Below are 21,488 nucleotides of genomic sequence, written 5' to 3'. Positions count from 1 at the left end.
TACGTATCAATTCATTTTCTTTCTGATAACCACTTCGAATTCCCACTTCCCTTTCGAGGGCCCGCTTTTTATTTCCCTCAACTGTTCTTCTTCCTGGCGGATTAATAAAGGGTATATGGTGTTGTTATTAATATTATTCTTAAACTGGCGGAATTCTTCCTGTGCCATATAATCAGTCAGTTGCCCTTTAATGACGATTGCGTTGCTGTCGTAAACGGTTTTATTATTAGCTTGGGATATTTTGCCGAGGTTTATTTCCGAAAGCCGGGCGCTCTGGGGGAACAACTGACTGATAACCATCAACGTGTTGGCAAAGAAGCTCTTTTTTTCCGTTTCGGCAAAATAGGCCGCATACTCATTATATAAAATATCCTTTTTCTGTTTGGCCGTTTCCAGGTTTTTCTTCAGTTTTACTATTTCCGCCTGGAGAGGATTGATTTTTTCCTGCTCGGATTTCAGGTATTGCCGTTCATTTAAAACGTTAAACAGCAATACGATTATTGATGCCGCCAGTAATGTTATAGCCGTGATAAAATAAACGGTTTCCTGGAAAAACCTTTTTTTCTTCTTAAGCCGTTCGGGCAGAAATGATATTTTTACATCCTGTTTTTTCATGGCAGTACAGGCAAGCCCCAGGGCGATTACCATATCGGATGGTTCTTCGGTTACTTTTTGCCGAGCGGCGTCGTCTATCAAAGTGAGGTCTATCGTTTGGAAGGGGTTAAATACCTCAGTCGGGCATTTTAGTATGGATGCCAAATGGTCGGTCAATCCTTTTATCCGTGCGCCGCCTCCGGAAAGCAGAACCCGGTCAATCTTAATGTCTTCTGTCTTTAATTGTGACCGGCAAAAAGAAACGCTGGATTGGAATAAAGAATGCAGCTGCCCGACCACCCGCAAGACCGCCGCGTTAATCGGATTTGCCTGGCTCCGGTGCGCCATAGTTAGGTTGGTTTCCGTCAACTTCAATGATTCCGCCTGCGCAAAAGAAATATTCATTACGTCTTTGATTGCCTGGGTAAAAAATGCGCCGCCGCCGCTGACATTACGCGCAAAAAGCAGATTTCCTCCCTGGTGGATGATTACGTTTATATTAGTCGCCCCGATATCCAAAAGCATCACCACTTCTACCGGATTTACGATGTTCTGGGTCAGCAAAGCGGAAAGCAGGGCAATCGGTTCCGGGTAAATATCGGATATTGATATCCCGGTGTTTGCGAGTATCTTCAGCCGTTCGTCCAAGTACGCCTTTTTGGCCAAGCCGATGAGCACGGGCATTTCCGGGTATTTTTTCTGGGGAAATTTTAAGGGGCAGAAATCCTGGTAGAAATCCGCGCCGCTTTTACTGGACATTTCGCCCAGTTCGTATTCCATCAGCTTGTTCAAACGCTGTGTTCCCTGGACCGGAGGCACAAGAATCGTGCGGAGGTTTATTTCCCTACCCCCGACACCGATGACGCAGTGTTTCGGGTTGATGCCGCCGGAATAGAAAATCTTCGCGATGGCCGTCCGGATATTCTTTACCGCGTCCAGGTTTTTCAGTTCGTTTTCCGGTGATGTTTCCTGTCCGAGCTGTTTAATTTCGCCGTATTCGGCGGAATCAAAACACCAGCGTGCCGCGCCGATTACCTTCACGGCATTTGGCTGGACCAATGAAGCCCGCGCCACCTGCACGACTTTGACGGAATAACTGCCGATATCAATTCCTGTCCACATATTTTACTGGGTGTTGCCTTCTTTTTCTATCGTTTCAAGCATTTCTTTCGCCTTCTTTGTTTCCGGGTTTACGTTGGCCTCATCAAGGGTGATGATTTTTTGCAATAATATTCCGGCCAATGTCCATTGTTTTTCGTTAAAATATCCTTCGGCCACGGGAAATAATTCGCGGATGTCTTTTTGCACGGAAACCCGGCGGGCTGTTTCTTCCAACTCTCTTGTTTTATCGCGTAAAAGCTCCGCCTGTTCGGCATAAGTGGTATTTTTATACATTGAAACCAGTTTGTCTGTTTTTTCCGTTATTTTATTGAAGAGCTCCGCTTCCGGCAGTATTTCGGCTTCGGCAACCAGGTTTTTTATTTCCTGCAGCTCTTTTTCCGCCCCGTCCGTGATCGTTTTTAAAGAAAGATTTGCCTGGTTCCAGGCGGGTGTCTTTTTCTCGGCTTGGGCCAGGATATCCAGGTAAATTCCCATGGCCTCCCCCTGCCGCCCTTTTTGCTCTATCTCTTTGGCCTGTTCCAGTAATTTCTGGATTTCCAGGAGCGATTCCTGTTCGACCGGCTTCCATTCAAAATTTACTTCCAGCGTCACGCCGGCGCTGCGGTATTGGCTTACCTTTTCCCGGCCGAAAACACCCTGGCTTATTTCTATTTCGTCGCCCTGCAATTTTATGGATACATCCAGCGCTACCGGGTATTTTATTACCAGCATGTTGTCACCCGTAGGCAGTTCTATCCTGGAAACGCTTTCCTCATTGATTGTTTCGCGGTAGGAAACTTCTTTTAAATCCGTGCCCCTGATTTTTATTTTATTGTTTATTATCTGCGTCGGGATATAGAATTTCAAGTAGACCTCGTCCATTTTAAGCGATAATGCCTGGAACGGGATGAAGTATCTTACGGATAAGGCATCAAGAGAAGTTCCCAGTTCCAATTCATAATCCAGCCATTCTTTGGTATCAGGAAAGAAGATTTTCCGGGCATTTTTCTTGGCCGGGGTGTTTTGGGCGGAAAAACTTTGCTGTCCCAGCCCGGCCTCGCTTTTGATGAAAAGATTGGCGTCTCTTGCCAAAAGGTCGGAGTTTTTCCTGACCATCGACCAGGAGCCGTTGTAATAACCGGTGATTTTCAGCTCATCCGTGCTTTTGTTGAATAAAAAGACATCGCTATCGCTTCCCAGTTCGGATGCGGCAAGTTTCAGGTCGTCGAAATATATTTTTCCTCCCGGCCCGGCAACCAGGCAGGATAATTGCATCAAAGCCGCCTCCGGCGGGACCGGCATGGTTACGGAAGCTTCCTGCCACCGGTCTTTGGGGATGACCAGATCGGAATAAGATTCCAAAAAAGATTTGGTTTCGTTTTGCCTGAACCACTCCATTTTAAATCCCGAAGCGCTTTTGTTGAACGGGTCGGATTTTATCCACCCGCCAAAGGTCACGCTTGCCGCGTTTTTAGGGATGATGATTTTCTCATAAGCGCAGTTTATAAAAGGAGCCAGGGCGCTTCCATGTTCCAGCAAAAGTGAATAATTGCCGATATGTTTCGCCTCGCTGGTGACCATCGCTTTTGAACCCGGTTGAACCGGCATCGTCCAGGCAGCGGGCAGGGTTCCCCCTTCAAAAGAAGAGGTCGCTTTGAGGAGATTCCCTTCGGTTTCGTGTGAGATTTCATTTGTCCGGTTGGTGCGCCACATGAATATTCCGATGATTACCAAAACGGCAATACCGGCGGATAAAAGGATGAAGAAATGGCTGGCCTTGGTCGGGATGATAAAATTATCCGCCTTAACCAGCTGTTTATCCACAGCCATATCCTGCCTGGGCAGTTCTTTTTCGAATATAATAACCGCATCACCTATGGTAATGCGGTCGCCCATCGCGAGTTTTTGCTCGGTCACCCTGGCGCCGTTAACGTGGGTCCCGTTGCGGCTTCCCAGGTCGATTACGTTATAACCATCGTCGGTCTGGCGAATTTCGCAATGGCGCCGGGAAATAGCATCCCCCCGGATAACGATATCGTTATCCTTGGTCCGGCCGACGCTCAAGATTGGCTTGGTTAATTCAATAACCTCGTCCCGGTTATCCTGCCGTAAAATAATCTGTGCCATATTAAGAATAAATTCAGTAATTTGCTATTATGCAATTTTCCGCTGGTTTTATCAAGATTAATTGATTTTGTTGAAACCCTATATTTTTCCTCCTCTTCGTTGTCATTGTCCGCCAGAGGCGGCACGACGCGGAAACGTCAAAGCGGGGCGGGAATGACAAAAAGGGCTTAAACCATAGGTTTTCAACAGAACCATATTAATTTACTTTAAACTGTGGTTAACCAGCTGTTTATAGGCTTCCTGCAATTGTTTGGTAACCGCGCCCGGTTCGCCATCTCCGATGATATAATTATCGCATTTGAATACGGGCATTACCTCGATAATCGAATTGGTAATAAAAACTTCATTGGCATTGATGATTGCATCCTCATATAAAGCCTTTCGGTGGATTTTTATATCGAGCTCCTTACATAGAGTACAGATAATCTGGCGCGTTACGCCGGGCAGGATATTCGCGGATAAGGGGGGCGTAAAGACTTCTTCATCCTTGACGATGAAAATATTGCTGATGGTTCCCTCAGTCAGCTCGTCACGGGTATTGGTAAAAATGAGTTCGGTCATCTTTTTACGCTGGGCTTCTTCCCGGAAGAGGATGTTTTCCAGGTAATTGAGCGTTTTATGCTGGTAAAGGGGGGATTCCGTGCTCCTCCGGTAAGGGGCGATTCCTATCTTGGTGCCCCGCTCCCAGGAATCCGTGTAATCCTCCACCGGCAATGTCTGGACGACGTAAGTGGGCAGGTATTTCTTGCTCTTCGTTCCGGCCGTCAGGACTACCCGCAGCCTGCCTGAGGAGAGGTTGTTCAGTTTTACCAATCGTTCGATGATGTCCCTGAATGAGCGCAGGCTAATATCAATCGGGATGCCGAGTTTCCTGGCGGAGTTATTCATACGGTGGATGTGGTCTTCTAATCTAAAAGGCTTGCCGAACCCGTCCCGACTTTGGTCGGGATAAAGGCGGATGCTTTCAAAAAGGCCGAATCCGTATAAAAATCCCCGGTCCGTCACCAGGATGGACGGCTGGTTTTCCTCTAAATACTGCCCGTTAACCCAGACAAACATAAAATTAACTATCTAACAACTAATAACTGATAACTAGCGGAGCCATGGCGACGTCCCCGTATCCCGCCTTGTCGGGAGAAGCGGGACAACTAATGACTGCGCGCTCTAGCGAGCCGTAAACACGATTCGCATTTCCCGCAGGGGCGCTTACCGTTTTTGTAACAGCTCCAGGTAAAACCCAATGGGATTCCCAGCTCGCATCCTTTACGGTATATCATGGCCTTATCCATATTAATGGTAAAACTAACCACTTTAACTTTATTGATAGTCCCCAGGCTTAATGCCCGGTTGATTGCTTTAATAAAACCGGGTGAATTATCTGGGAAGGTGACTGCCTCCTCGCGGTTAAAACCGGTGATAATATAATCGGCTTTTAATGATTCGGCAAAGGTGGCAGCGATATTAATGAAAAGCCCGTTGCGGTTTGGCGCCCAGACCGCCTGCGCCGTGCGTTTTAGTTTCGTTAAATTATTCAAATCAGATGCCTTTAACTGAGGAATCGGCTTTGAAGGATTGATTAAGGCAGAGCCTTTGGCGATATCTTTGAACCAATCCAGCTTGATTGCCCGGTGGGGTATTTTCCACAAAGCGCACAATTTACGGCTGGAGTGGATTTCCGCGGGGGCGGATTTTTGGCCGTAATCGAAGGTCAGAGCAAGCGGAATTTTAATCTCTTCAGCGAGTGCGATGGCTATGGAGACGGCGGAATCCAGTCCTCCGGAAAGCAGGGCAACCGCTTTATGTGTTTTCGCCATAACCTGTAATTATATCTATGGTTAGGTAACTGTCAATGAAAATAAAAAAGGGGCGGAACCTTTCAGAACCGCCCCTAATTTATTGGCTACACCCGGAGCGTAGCGACGTCCCGACGAACGTCGGGATGGCTACACTTGTGAAACCTGGATTTCCAGATACAACTGCGGAACGCCCTTGTAAAAGGGCTTGTTGGCTTTGACGAAGTCCAAGTGAGAAGCGCCGCCCGGAGTAAAGCGATTTAGTTTTAGCCCATTCTTTATTAATGCTAAACATATCTATTATCCGAAGTATTTACTGCGGAAAGAATCATATCAATATGAACCCAATAAACTTTGGAACGGCTAAAGACTTCGCACCCTACCGGACAGATGAAAACACCCCCTCTACCCATCCCCCCTCCCTACCCACATCCGGAGCGTCTAAAACATTTGGATGGTATGGTCCGACGGAAAATAAGATTAACAAGACGTTTTGCCTGTCCCGCTTATTTAAAGCGGCATTTTATGTCAAGAATAATTCATTCGTAGTATGTTGATTTTGTTGGGGTTGGCAAGAGTGTCCCAGCTCCCCCTTTTTGTATCACAAGTCCATTTTTATTTTCTTTCATTCCTACCATAATAATGTAATTCAGGCGTCCTTTATATCCATCATTTTATTACACATTCTAACTCCATCTCCATCTGGCGGCCGGCCGCCGTGGGATTGGTAAACTGGTCCAAATTAAGCCCCTTGCCGGTAAACCGTTCCCAGATAGCGCTTCTTGTTTTCAGGAATTCCGGGGAACTATAACCTTGCGCAGTCTCGGGCCGAAGCACATAGTGCACCTCGACCGGATGCGCGGGGTCAACCGCAAACCGCTTAAGCAACTCATCCAGCCAGCCGTTGACCTGGTCAACTATCTTCTGGTCATAATCAGAATCGCATATCGCGTTAAAGGCAAGTTTGAGGAGATTAACGAATTGCCGCCGGAATTCATCCCAACGGGTCGCCGCCCCCTTCGGGGGCGAGCGGGGGACAATATAAGGCCGTAATGCCCGGATGGCTGTCTGTAGGGGCGATTCATGAATCGCCCCTACGGTATCACGGTATGGCGCCACCAATCGCCAGTTGCCGAACACCTTCCGCTCCGCATAAGCGGCCATTTCAAACGGCATCATTGCCTTAATTTTCTGCGCCTTGCGCTGGTTAACCTGAAGCCGTGCTTTTCTATATGCCTTTTTTGCCCATCTTTTCATGCCTTTCAAACCATCCTCATTTGTGGCCGGAAGTGGGATTTTGATGTATATTTTCCCGGCATCATTTTCGTTCGTATCATCTTGACCCATAAGGAATTAGAAATTTTGGTAAAGTCAAACGTAGGGGGGTAGGCACACCCCCCGCCGTGGGGGATTCTTTATAAAGCCGTGCTCCCCTCATCGTAAGGCCGTAGGGTATCCATCGTAAAACTATGGGGTAACCTTCGCCAAGGTATAGGGCACCTCTTATCAGAGTATGGGGCACCACTTGTCAAGGTATAGGGTACCAGTCACCAAGATATGGGGCGCCCCTTACAAAACTATGGGGTACTGCTTACCAAAGTATGGGCACCCCTTCTCAAAGGTATGGGGTACTACCCAACAAAGTATGGGGGTACCACTCTTAAAGCTATACTTGGCTCACTCGCCCCTACAAAAATAATATAAGATATGGGCGTCCTGCCTCTACCGCCTATAATTATTCAGGCATCCCGGCGTAAGCCGGGACCACCGACAGTGTCGGGATAGTTCATACCTGTGATACCTTCACCGACACCATTTCACCTAATACAGAGTCGTTGATGATATCCAAATGTGAACCGCCGCCCGGACTAAAAGAGACCAAGCCCAAGCTTGGGTCAATAAACATCTGGGCAACCATATTAAGCCTGGCATTAAGGACTGCCAGGATTGCCGGGTCAAGTTCTGCCTGCTGGGCAACGATTAGCGCAAAGGTCAGGTTTTGCGTCAGCGCCGAGACGAGCGTATTGGCTAAGCCTGGCTGGCAGATATTAAAGGGAGAACCGGAGACGACCTGGTCTGTCCCGGTCCGGATAGAGCCAACCGCTTTCTTGTGTTTGGTCAGCCAGTAGGCGGCGATAATGGAAGCGCCGATGCCTTCCAAACGGGTGCCGGTGGCGCGCAAGAGACTTTTAGATGCGCCCGCACCCCAGAGGTTCTTTGCCGCGGCAACTGCTTCTTTAAAACGTTTCGCCTCGACGCCATCAACGGTCGCGAACATGAAATCGAGTTTCTGGCTCCAGTTGGTGAACGCAGTCCTTAGTTTTTGGCGCTGGGCATTATAAACCATGGCCTGGGTCTTGCCTTTGCGCGTGGTCGTGATGCCGGAGATGATTTCCTGGTAACCGACGGATGACGGGTCGGCGATTTTATCCGCGAAGGACTGCTCGGTCGGGACGGCGAGCTTGCGTTTCGCATTTACCTGGGGAGCGACCAGCCCGAGCACTTGCGCCCATTGGTCAGACGACCTCCAAGGCGCCTCAAACAGGGGAAACCCCAGTTTGATGTGGAACTTAATTATGTCCGGTGTCATATCTCAAACTCCTCTCTTCTTTAGTAGATAGAATGTAGCAGGTAGAATATAGGGATTATCTACCCTATCTACTATCTGCTATCTACTACCTGCTATCTATTACGGCGGAACACCGATAGCAGTAGCGTTTTCGAATTCAAGATAACTGCTATCCACTATCTTCACTCCGGCACGCTGACCACCTCCGATATCATTGGCCAGTTTATACACGATGTAATAGGTCTTAGAGGTGGTCGTCACCTGCCAGCGTTTCATATTGAGATAACACGTGCCGTTGGCGAAATTACCTTTAGAGATAAGGATATCACCGACATCCCAGAAACCGTTGTTATTATTTTCCATCCAGACCTGGACTTCGATTTTAGAATCGGGGCAGGCAATATTAGCGTATGCACCTACGCCTTTATCAATACGTAACTTTTTCCATTTGGCTGTCCCGGTACCTGAAACAACCATATCAAACTTAACTTGAGCCACGGATTGACCCATCTGAACTGCTTTTCCCTGAGTCACATCCGTCCAGTTCGTGGTGGTAACCACGGTATCACAGATATATTGTAAACCCCAATCTGACAAGGTTGGAGTATTAATTCCATCTGACGTAGAGAAATTCCCTCTAAGTTTTATACCGGTAATACCGGTAAATATTGCAGGGTAAGCTGTTTTAAGGTCTGTCCCTGAAGGGCAATTCGCGACTAAAAGAGAGTTATCCGATGACTTAAGGATATCCACGGTTAGAATGGTATTGGCCGGAGTCGTCTTAGTATAGGTCAGAATTCCCCAGTAAGAAACGGCGAGCGGTGCAATGGCGGTTGAGGTATAAACGCCGGAGGCAAAATATGGACCCGGGACTACCCCTTTCCATATCGTTCCGGCTATCTGGACAGGCGAAGACTTATCAACCGTCGTTCCGTCGCCTAATTGGCCATAAATATTATCCCCCCACGTCCAGAGTTTGCCGTCGGTTTGGACGGCTAAGGTATGAGATTCTCCGCAGGCAACTTGTTTCCAGGTGGTTGCGGCACCGATCTGGACAGGTGAATATTTACTAACCGTTGTTCCGTCACCCAATTGGCCATTGTTATTAGACCCCCATGCCCAGAGCGTGCCATCGGTCTTGACCGCTAAGGTGTGATTTTCTCCGCAGGCAACTTGTTTCCATGCCGTCCCGGCTATCTGAACAGGTGAAGTCCGCTTTGTTATTGTGCCATCGCCTAATTGGCCACAGCCATTATAACCCCAAGCCCAGAGCGTGCCGTCAGTCCGGACGGCTACGGTGTATTGACTTCCGCAGGCGACCTGCTTCCACGTCGTCCCGGCTATCTGGACAGGAGAGGTGCGTTGGGTAATTGTCCCATCGCCCAACTGGCCATTGCCATTATAACCCCAAGCCCAGAGCGTGCCGTCTGTCCGGACGGCTACGGTGTATTGACTTCCGCAGGCGACCTGTTTCCATGTCGTCAAGGCACCAACTTGAATCGGAGAGGATTTATCGACCAGCGTTCCATCGCCTAACTGGCCAGTTCCATTATAGCCCCAAGCCCAGAGTGTGCCATCGGTCTTGACGGCTACGGTATGTTTTTCTCCGCAAACAACCTGCTTCCATGTCGTCCCGGCTATTTGAACAGGGGAAGATTTGTTAACCGTCGTCCCGTCGCCTAATTGGCCATAAAAATTCCATCCCCAAGCCCAGAGCGTTCCATCTGTCTTGATTGCTGCTGTATGGAAACTACCGGCGACCTGCTTCCACGTCGTCCCGGCTACCTGGACCGGGGAGGACTTATTAGCCGTCGTCCCGTCGCCTACCTGGCCGTAGCCATTATAACCCCAAGTCCAGAGCGTGCCGTTAGTTCGAGGACAGAAAGAGTGTTTGTTAATTGAGCCGATAAATGAAAAAGTTTCCTGAGAGGCGTCAATATCTAAAATAACCTCAGCCGAACCAGTGGTAGTTACGGTATTAGAAAATGCGCCCGCGGTGAAGGTGGTTTCGGACCAGGAATCAGCATGGACAAAATCCCAATGACCAATGAGCAATGACCAAACAATGACCCCGCCAATGGCGAGGCTCGCCCGAATGGGCGGCAATAACCAAATCCCAATGGCCAGTTTCCTGATTTTCATATAATTTTCATCCTCCTTTGCGCCCCGCCTTTGGCGAGGCTCGCCTTCGGCGGCTTAGCGGTTAATATCTGTATTTAATGTATAGCAAATAGCGTGCCAAGTTTCGGGAAATCGGCGGAATGGTTGATTTTATATAATCCTATGTAGATAAAGGGATTGGAGCTTTATATTGCCGCACTAAAGAGAGAGATTAATGGCAGAAATGAGGCAAAATGACGCACTTGTTGATGCTTTACCACACTTTCAGGTGCGGATGTTCAGATGCTTCAACCTTCGATAAAATTGGCGCCGTTCATAACCCAGTTGATGCGCGGTCTGGCGGATATTACCGTTATTTTTCATAAACGATTTTTTGATGATATCTTTTTCATATTCTTCTAACAACTCCCTGGCCGTGGCATTTTTTGCCGGTTTATCCAACAAGGCGGGAGCAGGATGATGAAATTGAATATGCGCCGAAAGCATGGTTTCAGTAATAATTTTTGCATTCGGATATAAGGCGCAGATTCTTTTTATCTCGTTTTCCAGTTCCCGGACATTGCCGGGCCAGGGATGCGACTGAAGAATGCCGAGTGTAGATTGCGGAATGCGGAGCGAAGCGGAGTCCCGACTATCGTCGGGGCTGAATGAAGAATATTTTTGCAGGAAATGCTGGATAAGTAGCGGAATATCGTCCTTGCGGTCACGAAGAGGAGGAAGATTTATAACAATGGTATTGATACGATAAAAGAGGTCTTCACGGAATAATTTGTTTTTGACCATCTGCTCAATATCCTGATTAGAGGCAAAGATAAAGCGGGTATCTATCTGAATGGGTTTTGAGGCACCGACTTTCCAGAGGAGTTTTTCTTCCATTACCCGCAGGAGTTTCTGCTGCATGGACGGGGACATACTGGAAATTTCATCGACGAAAAGCGTGCCGCCTGATGCCAATTCGATACAACCTTTCTTATCTTCTTTGGCATCAGTAAAAGCGCCTCTGGTATGCCCGAAAAGATGGCTTTCAATAAGTGTCTCCGGAATCGCTCCGCAGTTAAATGGGAAATAGGTTTTGTTTAGACGCAGGCTGTTTTGGTGGATAGCATGAGCAATGAGTTCCTTGCCGGTGCCGGTTTCCCCTTGGATTAGAATCGGCAAATCCGTCGGGGCGATTTTTTCTATTAATTGCCAGTTTTCTCTCATTGCCGTCGAGTTGCCGATAATAGTCTTTGTATAAGAGGATTTCTCATACCGTTGATTTATGGCCCTGGTTAGGACTTGTGGAATATCAGAAGCGTGTAATTGGCGGAAGAATCGCTCAAACTCGCGGGTCTTTTCATAAAGCCATGAAGTATCCAGTTTATTCAAGATTTTTTTAATGCGGTTCTCTATGCCGGATGCCTTTTCCGGAAGATTAAGAAGATGATAACATTTACTTAAGAAAAGCCCCAATTCGCAAACGAGATCACTGAGTTTAAGACGGCGGGCAATCTTTAGGTTGTCCTCCAAAATCCAGCAGGCAGATTGCACCTGTCCTTCTATGAGTTCAATCTGGGCGAGGTGGATTTTTGCCTGAAGAATCCCGCGGGGAAAATCAATTTGTCCGCTTGTTTTTATAGATTCATTGAAAGCCTCCCGCGCATCGGCATACTTTTTTACCGCCATCAGGTATTCACCTTTAAGATGATAATAATCCATCAAATTTAAGCCGGGCATCTGCGGGAGATGCGGGGAAAGTTTTTCTTCAATAATCTCCTCTACCTGCCTTAGGTTATTTTCGTAGGAATAACAATATGCCATACTGGTAAGGGCGCTGATATAACTTAATTTGTTCATTGGCGGCGTTTCATACCCGTATGCTTGGTAGTATTGTAACGTTTTCTGAAACCATTCCAATGCCTTATTGACAAGCTTTAACCTAACGAGGTTAAGCGCGATCTGAGAAGAATTAGCCGCAATAAGAACCGGTTTAATGCGATGCTTGGAAGAAATGGAATGGGCTTTGTAAAAAAAATCCAAGGACACGGAAAACTCGGATAAAGAGGAGTAAGCATAGCCTAATCGGTAATATAACAAAAACTTTTCGTCCGGTGAACAGGAGAAGAGAGGAAGTTTCCGGACAGCCATCTCCCCCAAACGTTTTGCTTTGGTCCAATCCTGTTTGTCCAGGGCGAATTTGATTTGTTCCAGATAACCGGATAGCGATTGGCGTTTTGGCATAGTTCGGTTTCTCACTACAAGATGGTTCCATTTATACAAAAAGAAGGGGCGGTTGTCAAGACGAATATTAGTTTTATAAGCGATAAAGATAGAACTACCCTAAAGATTGACTTTGCCAGGGTATTTTATATAATTAGACAGAGATAAAAAATATTTTGCACACTAATTAAGCTGAAAAAATAGATTACATAATAAACCGTAACGAAGGAGACCATATATGCCGTATCAAGTTATCATGCAGCAGAGCGAACAGAGGATGCAGAAGACTATCCAGGTAATGGCCGAAGAAATCAAGGGTATCCGGACCGGACGCGCTTCACCGGCATTGGTTGATAATATCCGCGTGGAATATTACGGCACCCAAACACCCCTAAAACAGCTTGCCACCATCAGCGTGCCGGAACCGCGTCTCCTGGTCATTAAGCCATTTGACATGTCCTGTATCGGCGATATAGAAAAAGCCATCCTAAAATCGGAACTCGGCATCACGCCCCAGAGCGATGGCAAACTCGTCCGCCTAGCCGTTCCGCACCTGAGCGAAGAGCGCCGCAAGCAATTGAGCAAAATGGTCAAGGAAACCGCCGAACGCAATAAGGTCTCCGTCCGCAATATCCGGCGCGACGCGCTTAAGATGGCGGAAGACGAGGAAAAAGCCAAGACCATCTCCGAGGATGAAAAATTCAAGGTCAAAGACGAAATGCAGAAACTGACCGAGAAATACGAAAAAGAGGTGGATACACTGCTGGAAAAGAAGACTAAGGAGATAATGGAAGTCTAATTGCCAAAAAGATATTTACCACTGAGAACACAGAGTAAATTATAACACCTTCTCTGTGAACTCTGTGGTGAGATTTTACTTTATTCCTTTAGCGTACTCGTTAAAGCGTTCCGCATCAAGCTGTCCGGCATCCGGGTTAAATTGCTTTTGTGCGATAAAATCATTGATTGCCTTAATCCTCGACGCCATATCCGGATGCGTGGCGGAAAGCTGTTTAGTCCCGGCATCATTTTGGGCGGTCTTCTCATTAATCTTCCCGAGGAAATCGACCAATACCCCGGAAGGATATCCGGTATTGACCAGGAACTTTACCGCCTGATGGTCTGCCTCCGCCTCGCATTCGCGCGATAATCCGTTTTTCAGGAGTGTGCCCACCCCGAAATCCGAAGTGGAAGAGAGAACTTTATTCAATCCTTCGTTGTCGCCTTTTTGCAAGAGCGTGGCGGCATCGGACAGGAGGTCCATTTTATAGCCGGCCTTTATCGCATCCAAAAGGTGACGCTTATCCACGTGGGCGATTTCGTGCGCCAGCACCGCGGCCAGTTCCGCTTCCGAGCGGATTATTTTTAAGGAGCCGAAGGTAATAAAGACATAGCCGCCCGGTACGGCAAAGGCGTTTATTTCTTCGCTGTTTAAAACGGCGAACTGGTACATATCGGCAGGCAAATCCTCCCTGCCGACGGTCAGCGCCGCGGTTCTCCCCACCAGGTTGAGGTAATGGTTCAGTTTTTCATCCGGATAAATCCCGCCGGAAAGCGCAATCATCCGCGCGGCCATGGCGCGCCCGATTTCCACCTCTTCATCAATGCTGAAAGGGGTGGCGACCGCGACCACATTCTGGATAACGCCCACTCCGGCGGCCTGCTTATCCAGCCCTTTGGCCTTTAATGCCTTTTGCAGGGCGGTGCATCCAAAAAGCAGGGCAAGAAAAGCGCTTAGCAAAATCAATCTTTTCATATCATAACTCCTTATTTAACGCATCTAATTTCTCATGGCGGTAAGATTACTTCGTCGCTCATTCTATTCGTTCCTCGCAATGACGTCATTGCGAGCGACCAACGAGAGCGTGGCAATCTTATTAAATAGTTTTATCTCAATTTCCCCTGTTTCATAAACTCAATCACTTCGCCGTCCATGATACCTTTGCGCCACATTTCCATTTGCTCGACCGATTTGAAATCGCCCGAGAGCCCCTGGTAGTTTTTTTGGTCGAAGGGCCGTATCCCGGCGGCGGCCGTGGTATTGGCCGTTTCCGAGGCATCGCCGTCACGGGCGATTTTGCCCAAGGCGCTTTCGGTTTTCTTTACTTCGGGCTTTTCCGCGCTTACTTTATCCTTGTAAATCCAACCGGTCTTGCCGGATTTAAGGTCTTTTACTTTCAGCCAATCATCCTTGGTTTCCAGAACCTCCAGCATATCGCGCTGTTTCAGCTTTGCCACGGTTTTGTATTCGAGCTCTCCCGGGCCTTCTTTCAGGTCGGCCTTGGTTTTGGTTACATAGACGAGTTCGGTTTCGGCAAAGCTTAAATTCATCAGGCATAAGGAAAGGAGAAACGCCGGAATGCCGCAGAGAATGAGAATCTTTTTCATATGATGTTCCTTTCTAATTTATAATCACCTCGTAAATCTTTATCGGTTTTTCCTTGCCGCGGATATTGACCGTGCCCAGTTCTTTAAGTTTAAACTCATCGCCCAACATCCGGGCAGTGGATTCGCTTATGACGATATTAGTTTTGTATTCTTTATTCAAGGGTTCCAGCCGCGCCGCCAGGTTGACGTTATCGCCTATGACCGTATAATCCAGCCGTTTTTCCGAGCCGATATTGCCGACCACGGCGTCGCCCGTATTTATCCCGATTCCGATATTCAGGTTGGGCTTCCCTTCCGCTTTCCATTTTACCTCCAGGCGCCGGGATTCCCGGACCATTTCCACGGCGGTCAGAACGGCGAGCCTGGCATGGTTTACCTGCTCTTTCGGCGCGCCGAAGAAAGCCATTATACCATCCCCGATGTATTTGTCAAGAGTCCCGCCGTGGCGGAATATCACCTCGACCATCAGGGTCAGGTATTCGTTTAACAGGCTGACGACCTGTTCAGGCGGGATGGATTCGGACATATTGGTAAAACCGCGGATATCGGAAAAGAGGATGGTCATTCCCTTGCGCTGGCCGGTATCCGCTTTTATTCCCTTGTAATCACGCAGGATTTCATCCACCACATCTGGCGAGACATATTTGGAAAAGGTCGTCTTGATGCGCCGTTTTTCCTTTCCTTCGCTAAAGTAATAAACGACGGTCGCACCGGTAAAGGTTAGGCAAAGACCTGCCATGGGAGAAGCCATATCGAGCCAGTAATGAGACCCGGCGAAAAGGGATAAATTAATAACAATAAAAACGATGCCGGCAACCGCCACAGAGATAACTCCCCCCAGGAATGAGGGAAAAGCAAACATGACAAAACCGCACAGGGCGCATAAAAGCAGGGTGATAATCCAGTTAACCGTATTGGTTGCGGGACGGAGGGATTGCCCGGAAAGAAGGTTATCGAGCACGGTTGCCTGCGCTTCCACGCCCGGGTAGATATTATCCGTCGGTACGGAATGCAAATCCCCGTGGGATGGGGCAGTCGAGCCGATAAAGACGATTTTATCCTTGAAATATTCAGGGATAAACTTGCTTTCGAAAGATTTCTTTTGAAGCGTGTCATACCAATTGGCATAAATCGTGCGGAAAGAGATATACGAATAGCTTTTTGCCGGGCCGCGCCACCAGATATACATTTCGCCCTGCGGTGTCAGGGGAAACTTATGTGCGGGTGAAAAAGAAAGTTCGTTGTTATCGGATATGAAAATTCCCGTTGATGTGAGCATGTCCAGCGCCACGGCAAGGGATAATGAGGGGAAAAGATTATTTTCATAACTGAAAAGCAAAGGGATTTTTCTTAATACTCCGTCTTTATCCTTATCTATGTTTACCGAGCCCAGCCGTTTGGGGCTTGGCAGCAGTATTTCATTAGGCGGATGCGCCATATTATAAATGGGTGTTTGGAGGCGGGTGTTATTTGGCACGTCAATCGAGAACTTATTAAGCAGTAACTCCTTGGATTGGGGACTTATCGTTTTGGCATAGTCCTGGTTTTTTTCCTGTGTGAAGACCATGGGGCAGTAGACATTGCCGGCGTTTTTGATGCTCTTGGCAAAGAGATCGTCCCCTTCTTCATCCGTCCGTTTCAAGGTGATATCAAATATGATCGCTTTGGGTTTCCCCCGGCTTAGGTAATCCACGGCCGCCGCGTAAACTGCCCTGTTCCACGGCCAGAAAACAGGGTCCTGTTCCTCACCCCGGTCTTCCATGTAATCCAGGCTTAATTGGTCAATCGCGATGATGACGATATCCTTGGCGGCACTAGAAGGTTCGGCAAAGAGTTTAAAACGGTAATCAAGAGTTAAGATTTCTGTCCCGGAAAGGAAAGGAATTGCGGTAAAAAGGACTTTCGCCAGAATGGCGGAGATTAAACCGATAGCCAGCCCGATAAAGACTTTCTTAATCCTTATGCGCATTCCGTTATAATATAAGGATTTTACGCCTGAATTCAAGTAATTAATGAAGCGTGAAGATGCGCTAAAGGGCTAAAACCGGACGACCTGGTTTTTGTAGGGTGTTTTGGGCAGGGCGTATTTTCTATCCCACTCGGCAAGGGAGATAATCTTAATATTTTTGGAATTGAGATACTTGATTAAATCCGCGAGGTATCCGGAGGCGTTCCGGTCGTGCATCAGGATTATCCCGCGCTGTCCCTGGGCGATTTCGTTCTTTACGTGGTCAAGGAACCCGCCGCTTGTCTTCAGGTTTAAAGGCTCTGCCTCAATATTCCAATAGACATGCCGGAGACCCTTTTGCTTGAGATAGGCTTGAGCCTCTTCGGAAATACTGCCGCCCGGCGAGCGCACATACTTTGAAGGGGAGACGCCGGTAAACTCCCGTATTTTGCCCGAAGTAAATTTAAACGACTTTTCCAGTTCTTCCCTGGATTGTTTCCAGTAGGGGATATGGTTGTAATCGTGGATGCTTAAGGTGTGCCCTTCGTCAACCACGCGTTTAACCCATTTTTTATAGCGTTCAAGTGTTCCCCCGCTGCCGACCTGTTCTTCATCAAACTGGCATCCCAGGACGAAGAAAGTTGCCTTGATATTGTTTTTCTTAAGGATATCCAGGATAATTTCCGTATGTTCGGTTGAATTATCAGGGCTGTAACTGCGGTATGGGCCGTCGTCAAAGGTGAAAACCACTGCATTTGGTTTGGCGGCATTTGGGTTGCGTGCCTGTTCCAGCTGTTTGATTTGTTCCTTAAGCTGCATAATTTCCAGCTGGAGCTTTCGGGCAAGCGATTTGGCGTCTTCGTTTTGTGCCGCGAGGCGTTGGTTGATAGTATAGAGCGAATAATTCGCCGTTGCCGAGGCAATCAGCAATAAGCCTAATAAAACGGCGACGATTATCCTCCAAAGCTTCTTCGGTTTCTTGGCTGGGCTCATAATAAATACTATACCATTTATATCCGGTTAAGACAATGGATATTTTTAGCCGGTATTATCTTATTTCGGCAAAATAGGCAGGGAGAGAAAAGGGTAAAAACTGATTGTGTGATTATTGGGAAAAGCTCCGGGGCTTCTGCCCGAACGGTAAAAACCCCGGAGCTTAAATTACTGTTTAGCAAACTGCGGCAATCCTGTCTTATTTGCCCATGATTCTGAACATGCCGGTTCCGCAAGTGGGGCATTTGCCTTTCATGGCTTTCCTTTTGTTCTTCATGGTGACCACTTTAGCGCCCTCGATGGTTTTCTTTGCCTTGCATTTCACGCAATAGCCTTTATCATCCGCCATATTATGCTCCTTTCATCCCGATGGTTATCGGGACATAAAAACTATATATCTCTAATAGGCTATAGAATGTAGAAGAATATCAATCGGATGTCAAATAAAATCTTGCGATTAGTTTATTCTTCCTGCTTGCAAAGTGAGCACAGGGCCAATTCTATTTTTTCCGGGTCTACTTCGCAATCTTTGCAGGGCCCTTTGGGGCGCTTGTTGGGAATGGCTTCGACCGGCTTGGGGAAGACGCCTTTGATGCCCAGCTTCAGTTCTTTTTCGCAGGCGATGGCGATAATAACCTGGGCGCCGGAGGCCTTTACTTTTTCCAGGGCCATTCCCCCTCCGCTTGCCACGACACAGCGGACGCGGTATTTTTCCCCCAATTCAAGGATGTTTTTCACCGTGCATTTGCCGCATCGTTTGCAGTTGGAAAGGCTCGCCACGATTTTCTGCGGGCATTCCGAATTCTGCAGGCAGTAGGAGAAAAGGATGAGGAGCTTTTCCGGGGCGACTTTCTTTTTCTTTAGCTTGTTCAGGCGGAGCCGGTTCAATCCGATAAACAAGGGGTCAGTGATTCCCAAAGAAATCTCCTTTCTTGACGCGGTAACCGTTGATAAAATCCGAGGCGGACATGGCGTTTTTTCCGGCCGGTTTCAATTCTTCAATATGTATCGCCCCATCCGAGGTGTTTACCAGAAGCCGTGCTTTGGTGGCGGCGATAATCGTGCCGGGCGGTTCGTTAAAGCTTTCTTTCAGCCCCAGGCTTGCCCGGATAAGGTTTACCTGGATGGATTTATGGCCGGGGCGTTGGTAAAATGTATATGCACCGGGCCATGGTTGCATGGCGCGGATATGGTTATAAACTTTAAATGCCGATTGTGCCCAGTTGATAAGGCCTTCTTTTTTGGTCATGCACGGAGCGAGCGTTACTCCTTCTTCAAACTGCGACTTGGTTTCTATTTCGCCCTTTTCCAGTTTGGCAAGGGTGTTGAGTAGCAGTTCACCGCCTAACCCGGCCAGGCGTTGCTCCAGTTCGGCCGTGGTTTCTTCAGGTTTTACCATGAGCGATTGCTGGGCCATTATCGGTCCGGCATCCATTTTAGAGACCATTTTCATGATGGTAACACCGGTCAGCGTTTCACTGTTTAAGACGGCATGGGCAACCGGTGCGGCTCCCCGGTATTTGGGTAAAAGTGACGGGTGGATATTGATCCATCCATAAGGAGGAATGTTAAGAAGCGTGTTGGATATCTTCTGCCCGTAAGCCGCCAGGATAACCGCTTCCGGGTTTAGCTTTCTTAAAGTCTGGGTAAAAGAGGCATCGTTTATGTCTTCAGGCTGGTAGACAGGGTAATGATATTTTGAGATTAATTTTTTTACCGGGGAAGGTATGATATTCAATCCTCGTCCCTGGCAGCGGTCCGGCTGGGTGACCACGCCGAGTATCACGTGGTTTTTACTGACAATCAGTTTTTCCAGGATCGGCACGGCAAAAGGCGCTGTTCCGGCGAAAAGTATTTGCATGGCAATAATTATAATAAAGTAAGATTTTTATAGCAAGAAAATCGCTTCTTGATAACTTTAATATGATTTTCCCCTGTCCCCGAATACTTTCGGGGCAGGGACTCCCTATAGTCCCGCGGAGCGAAGCAGAGCGGGGCAGTGGTTAGGACGATGGTCCTATACCAAAAGAAAATGAATTATCAGAAGGAAATAATTTATTTATGACAAAGCGGATAAATAAAAAAGAGGGGGGGAGGAGCCGGGACCTCCTTCCCCTAACCCTTGGGTTACACCCTGCTCGCCTGCACTTCCAGAGACAACTGGTCGTTCACGAGGATGAAATCCAAACGTGAAGCGCCGCCGGTGGCGAAAGATTCCATTCCCAATGAAGGGTCTATGAACTTTTGCACCGTCTGGTTGTTCTGGTTGTTCTCTTCGGCGATAACCGATGCGGAAAAGTTGGATTTGATAATCCTGATTCCCGCCTGGATGAGCCGCTGGGTAAGCGCCGCTTTGAAAGTCGACCTGTCCTGTATCTGGCAAATCCGGTAAGGACCGCCCTGCAGGACCTGGTCGCCTTCACGCAGCATACCCGAAACCCCGCGCTGGTTAACCAGCCAAAGGCTGGCTAATGGCGCCGGGCCGCGGCCTTCCACTTTGGTTCCGCCAAAGAGGAGCGCGCGCCGGGCTAACCCTTCCAGGAAACTCTCCTTTGCCTTTTCCACTTTCTCTTTGAACCGTTTGGCTTGGACGCCGTCAACGGTTTCAAAGGCGTAGTTAAGGCCGCGGACGAACTTCTGGTAAGCCTCGCTGAGGTTTTTCCCGTGGCTGTCCACGATGTGGGACTTTTTGTTCCCGGTACGGGAAACAAACGACGGGTCAATCATCTCGGCAAAGCCCTGGTTAGCCGGAGCCGCCATACGCTCCTGAAACTTGAAACTATCCGGTATCCGCGCCAGGAGATTCTGGTAGAGCTTGAGGGCATTGCCCTTCAAGCCTTCCAGCCAGTTCTCCCCGATGCGTTCCGGCGTTTCAAGCGGCAAACCGACCATGAAAATCACATGGCTAACTATGGTTGACATACGCTTTCTCCTTTCTAAACCGCTTTGTTTACTCGTCTCTTTCAGGCGGGTTTATTACCTGAAGAGACTTACTGTTAGCCGTCCCGATATTCATCGGGACTGAAGGACTAACTGAAGAAGAACCGGAAGGTCCGCCCGGAAACCGACCTATCCCTCTAATATTAATTGGCCTGACCCCCTACCCTTTTTAGGGAAAATCTCGGAATCATATGAAAATAGTTGCGATTTTTCTTATCCACAAATTCCTGTATCAGCTTATCTTGTTTTCTTTTATCGTCTTCCACCCTTTATATGGTAACGGTTACAATTGAAAACGGAGTTTTCCCGAAAGCTTTAACGAAAATGGTTATAACAAGTGGTAATTCAAGATGTTACAGCCAAAAATATTTTTCGGATTTTTTGCGGGATTTTGGTTTTCCTAAACGAATTGTTACAATTGCCGTTTGACTGGTTACAATAGGATGCTATATACGATAATTCTAACCATTATTGCGGTCATAATTCCCAACTCCTTTATAATCAAGAAGATAAGGAATTGCATATCAAGCCGAAAATACCTAAGTCCGAATTTGGCAGGGGTTATGACTAATCATAATTTGTATCCTCTTGGTTTAAAAGGGGTTGGAAAGATTTTTTGGCTCCGGGACCACTACACCCCCTATCTACCCTATATAAACATCCTTTGTAGGGTCGGGATACGCCGATTGCACGGTCGGATTATGCCCTTTGTGCG

The 21,488-nt window shown here is 47.8% G+C and carries 17 protein-coding genes; 1 reads left to right on the top strand and 16 read right to left on the bottom strand.

Features of this window, described 5'->3' with window-relative positions; all coding sequences use genetic code 11:
* Nucleotides 1-6 precede the first annotated feature (6 nt).
* The 8 genes from pilM to HY811_06010 form a co-directional block, all read right to left on the bottom strand.
* Nucleotides 7-1,716, bottom strand: a complete 1,710-nt coding sequence (gene pilM / locus HY811_06045; protein ID MBI4834359.1) for a pilus assembly protein PilM — start codon at nt 1,714-1,716, stop codon at nt 7-9.
* Nucleotides 1,717-1,719: 3 nt separating this feature from the next.
* Nucleotides 1,720-3,822, bottom strand: a complete 2,103-nt coding sequence (locus tag HY811_06040) for an FHA domain-containing protein (GenBank protein ID MBI4834358.1) — start codon at nt 3,820-3,822, stop codon at nt 1,720-1,722.
* A 201-nt stretch (nt 3,823-4,023) separates the two neighbouring features.
* The gene (locus tag HY811_06035) at nt 4,024-4,881 is read right to left on the bottom strand and encodes an aminotransferase class IV family protein (protein MBI4834357.1); all 858 of its coding nucleotides are present in this window, start codon (nt 4,879-4,881) and stop codon (nt 4,024-4,026) included.
* Between the two features lie 89 nt (nt 4,882-4,970).
* Nucleotides 4,971-5,636, bottom strand: coding sequence for a 7-cyano-7-deazaguanine synthase QueC (gene queC, locus HY811_06030; GenBank protein MBI4834356.1), 666 nt, complete (start codon nt 5,634-5,636; stop codon nt 4,971-4,973).
* Between the two features lie 648 nt (nt 5,637-6,284).
* Nucleotides 6,285-6,962 (bottom strand): hypothetical protein, encoded by a 678-nt coding sequence (locus HY811_06025; GenBank protein ID MBI4834355.1) that lies wholly within the window; start codon nt 6,960-6,962, stop codon nt 6,285-6,287.
* A 439-nt stretch (nt 6,963-7,401) separates the two neighbouring features.
* Nucleotides 7,402-8,205, bottom strand: a complete 804-nt coding sequence (locus tag HY811_06020; protein MBI4834354.1) for a hypothetical protein — start codon at nt 8,203-8,205, stop codon at nt 7,402-7,404.
* A 99-nt stretch (nt 8,206-8,304) separates the two neighbouring features.
* On the bottom strand, nt 8,305-10,326 hold the full coding sequence (locus HY811_06015) for a hypothetical protein (GenBank protein ID MBI4834353.1): 2,022 nt from the start codon (nt 10,324-10,326) through the stop codon (nt 8,305-8,307).
* A gap of 243 nt (nt 10,327-10,569) precedes the next feature.
* A complete protein-coding gene (locus tag HY811_06010; protein ID MBI4834352.1) occupies nt 10,570-12,525 on the bottom strand; it encodes a sigma 54-interacting transcriptional regulator in 1,956 nt (651 codons plus the stop codon).
* Nucleotides 12,526-12,742: 217 nt separating this feature from the next.
* Here HY811_06010 and frr point away from each other — a divergent pair, with 217 nt between their 5' ends.
* Entirely contained in the window at nt 12,743-13,303 is a 561-nt protein-coding gene (gene frr, locus HY811_06005) for a ribosome recycling factor (GenBank protein ID MBI4834351.1), read from the top strand.
* Between the two features lie 75 nt (nt 13,304-13,378).
* Here the strand turns inward: frr and HY811_06000 are convergent, their stop codons facing one another.
* The 8 genes from HY811_06000 to HY811_05965 form a co-directional block, all read right to left on the bottom strand.
* Nucleotides 13,379-14,260 carry a M48 family metalloprotease gene (locus HY811_06000; protein ID MBI4834350.1) on the bottom strand — a complete coding sequence of 294 codons (882 nt, stop codon included), beginning with the start codon at nt 14,258-14,260 and terminating at the stop codon, nt 13,379-13,381.
* Nucleotides 14,261-14,391: 131 nt separating this feature from the next.
* Nucleotides 14,392-14,892, bottom strand: a complete 501-nt coding sequence (locus HY811_05995) for a hypothetical protein (protein MBI4834349.1) — start codon at nt 14,890-14,892, stop codon at nt 14,392-14,394.
* 13 nt (nt 14,893-14,905) lie between these two features.
* Entirely contained in the window at nt 14,906-16,861 is a 1,956-nt protein-coding gene (locus tag HY811_05990; protein MBI4834348.1) for an adenylate/guanylate cyclase domain-containing protein, read from the bottom strand.
* A 69-nt stretch (nt 16,862-16,930) separates the two neighbouring features.
* On the bottom strand, nt 16,931-17,833 hold the full coding sequence (locus tag HY811_05985; GenBank protein ID MBI4834347.1) for a polysaccharide deacetylase family protein: 903 nt from the start codon (nt 17,831-17,833) through the stop codon (nt 16,931-16,933).
* Between the two features lie 199 nt (nt 17,834-18,032).
* Nucleotides 18,033-18,182, bottom strand: coding sequence for a hypothetical protein (locus tag HY811_05980; protein MBI4834346.1), 150 nt, complete (start codon nt 18,180-18,182; stop codon nt 18,033-18,035).
* Nucleotides 18,183-18,295: 113 nt separating this feature from the next.
* Nucleotides 18,296-18,751 (bottom strand): DUF116 domain-containing protein, encoded by a 456-nt coding sequence (locus tag HY811_05975; protein ID MBI4834345.1) that lies wholly within the window; start codon nt 18,749-18,751, stop codon nt 18,296-18,298.
* Nucleotides 18,738-19,694, bottom strand: coding sequence for a methionyl-tRNA formyltransferase (locus HY811_05970; GenBank protein MBI4834344.1), 957 nt, complete (start codon nt 19,692-19,694; stop codon nt 18,738-18,740). The genes HY811_05975 and HY811_05970 overlap by 14 nt, the downstream gene beginning before the upstream one ends.
* A gap of 266 nt (nt 19,695-19,960) precedes the next feature.
* Nucleotides 19,961-20,755 (bottom strand): hypothetical protein, encoded by a 795-nt coding sequence (locus tag HY811_05965; GenBank protein ID MBI4834343.1) that lies wholly within the window; start codon nt 20,753-20,755, stop codon nt 19,961-19,963.
* Nucleotides 20,756-21,488: the final 733 nt, after the last annotated feature.

The sequence above is a fragment of the Planctomycetota bacterium genome (assembly GCA_016207825.1).
Lineage (GTDB): Bacteria > Planctomycetota > MHYJ01 > JACQXL01 > JACQZI01 > JACQZI01.
This window is presented reverse-complemented; position numbering and strand designations above follow the sequence as displayed.

What these genes read in the sequence shown, in the direction of transcription:
- HY811_06010 (MBI4834352.1), bottom strand. Translation starts at nt 12,525, where the DNA reads ATGCCAAAACGCCAATCGCTATCCGGTTATCTGGAACAAATCAAATTC.
- HY811_05980 (MBI4834346.1), bottom strand. Translation starts at nt 18,182, where the DNA reads ATGGCGGATGATAAAGGCTATTGCGTGAAATGCAAGGCAAAGAAAACC.
- HY811_05985 (MBI4834347.1), bottom strand. Translation starts at nt 17,833, where the DNA reads ATGAGCCCAGCCAAGAAACCGAAGAAGCTTTGGAGGATAATCGTCGCC.
- HY811_06015 (MBI4834353.1), bottom strand. Translation starts at nt 10,326, where the DNA reads ATGAAAATCAGGAAACTGGCCATTGGGATTTGGTTATTGCCGCCCATT.
- HY811_06000 (MBI4834350.1), bottom strand. Translation starts at nt 14,260, where the DNA reads ATGAAAAGATTGATTTTGCTAAGCGCTTTTCTTGCCCTGCTTTTTGGA.
- HY811_06035 (MBI4834357.1), bottom strand. Translation starts at nt 4,881, where the DNA reads ATGTTTGTCTGGGTTAACGGGCAGTATTTAGAGGAAAACCAGCCGTCC.
- HY811_05965 (MBI4834343.1), bottom strand. Translation starts at nt 20,755, where the DNA reads ATGTCAACCATAGTTAGCCATGTGATTTTCATGGTCGGTTTGCCGCTT.
- HY811_05970 (MBI4834344.1), bottom strand. Translation starts at nt 19,694, where the DNA reads ATGCAAATACTTTTCGCCGGAACAGCGCCTTTTGCCGTGCCGATCCTG.
- frr (MBI4834351.1), top strand. Translation starts at nt 12,743, where the DNA reads ATGCCGTATCAAGTTATCATGCAGCAGAGCGAACAGAGGATGCAGAAG.
- pilM (MBI4834359.1), bottom strand. Translation starts at nt 1,716, where the DNA reads ATGTGGACAGGAATTGATATCGGCAGTTATTCCGTCAAAGTCGTGCAG.
- HY811_05990 (MBI4834348.1), bottom strand. Translation starts at nt 16,861, where the DNA reads ATGCGCATAAGGATTAAGAAAGTCTTTATCGGGCTGGCTATCGGTTTA.
- HY811_06025 (MBI4834355.1), bottom strand. Translation starts at nt 6,962, where the DNA reads ATGGGTCAAGATGATACGAACGAAAATGATGCCGGGAAAATATACATC.
- HY811_06020 (MBI4834354.1), bottom strand. Translation starts at nt 8,205, where the DNA reads ATGACACCGGACATAATTAAGTTCCACATCAAACTGGGGTTTCCCCTG.
- queC (MBI4834356.1), bottom strand. Translation starts at nt 5,636, where the DNA reads ATGGCGAAAACACATAAAGCGGTTGCCCTGCTTTCCGGAGGACTGGAT.
- HY811_05995 (MBI4834349.1), bottom strand. Translation starts at nt 14,892, where the DNA reads ATGAAAAAGATTCTCATTCTCTGCGGCATTCCGGCGTTTCTCCTTTCC.
- HY811_06040 (MBI4834358.1), bottom strand. Translation starts at nt 3,822, where the DNA reads ATGGCACAGATTATTTTACGGCAGGATAACCGGGACGAGGTTATTGAA.